Consider the following 787-nt stretch of genomic DNA (forward strand, 5'->3'; position numbering starts at 1 on the left):
TGGCCTTGACCCCGGGCGGTGGACACCTTGTAAGAGAGGATGTTCATCATGGGAAGACAGCGTCGGGAGTTCTCTCCTGAGTACAAGGACGAGGCCGTGAAGCTGGTGATCAACACTGGCCGGCCGGTCGCTGTGGTCGCTCGCGAACTCGGTATCGGGGAACAGGCGTTGGGCCGGTGGGTCAACCTGTTCAAGAGCCGCCAGGAGGCTGCTGAGGGCCCGTTGTCGGAGACCGAACGTGCCGAGTTGACGCGGCTGCGCAAGGAGAACTCCGAGCTGAAGATGGATCGGGCGTTCCTGAAAAAAGCCTCCCTCTTCTTCGCCCAGGAAGCATCGGATACGAACGAGAAGCGTTCGCGTTGATGCACGCGGAGAAGAACAACCACACGATCAGTCGGATGGCTCGACTGCTGGAAGTGTCACGATCTGGGTATTACGCGTGGATCAAACGGGTCCCGTCGAAGCAGGCGGTTCGTCGTGAACGGATCGAGCAAAAGGTCGCGTGGTTCCACGGGGAATCCGATGAAGTTTCCGGGGCGCCACGGATCCTCGCCGATCTGCGTGCCGATGGTGAAGTCATCAGCCGTAAGACGGTCGCCAAGACGATGCGGAGGCTCGGGTTGCGTGGGATCTGTCCGAAGCGATGGCGCTCCACCACGATCATCGACAGTGTTGACGCCTATCCGCCTGATGCGGTCAACCGGGCATGGGACACCGGGGCCCTGAACGCTGTCTGGATTGGCGACATCACGTATCTGCGGACGTGGCAGGGGTGGCTGTATCTGGC

Annotated in this window: 2 protein-coding genes; both read left to right on the plus strand. The window is 61.0% G+C overall.

From position 1 onward, the window contains the following. Positions 1 to 48: 48 nt before the first annotated feature. Positions 49 to 363 (plus strand): transposase, encoded by a 315-nt coding sequence (locus tag RF638_RS16035; protein WP_368842464.1) that lies wholly within the window; start codon positions 49 to 51, stop codon positions 361 to 363. Between the two features lie 35 nt (positions 364 to 398). Beyond that, positions 399 to 787: IS3 family transposase (locus RF638_RS16040; RefSeq protein ID WP_368842465.1), on the plus strand; the 389-nt coding region annotated here is incomplete at its 3' end.

Source organism: Kocuria sp. CPCC 205235 (genome assembly GCF_040980905.1).
Taxonomy (GTDB): Bacteria; Actinomycetota; Actinomycetes; order Actinomycetales; family Micrococcaceae; genus Kocuria; species Kocuria carniphila.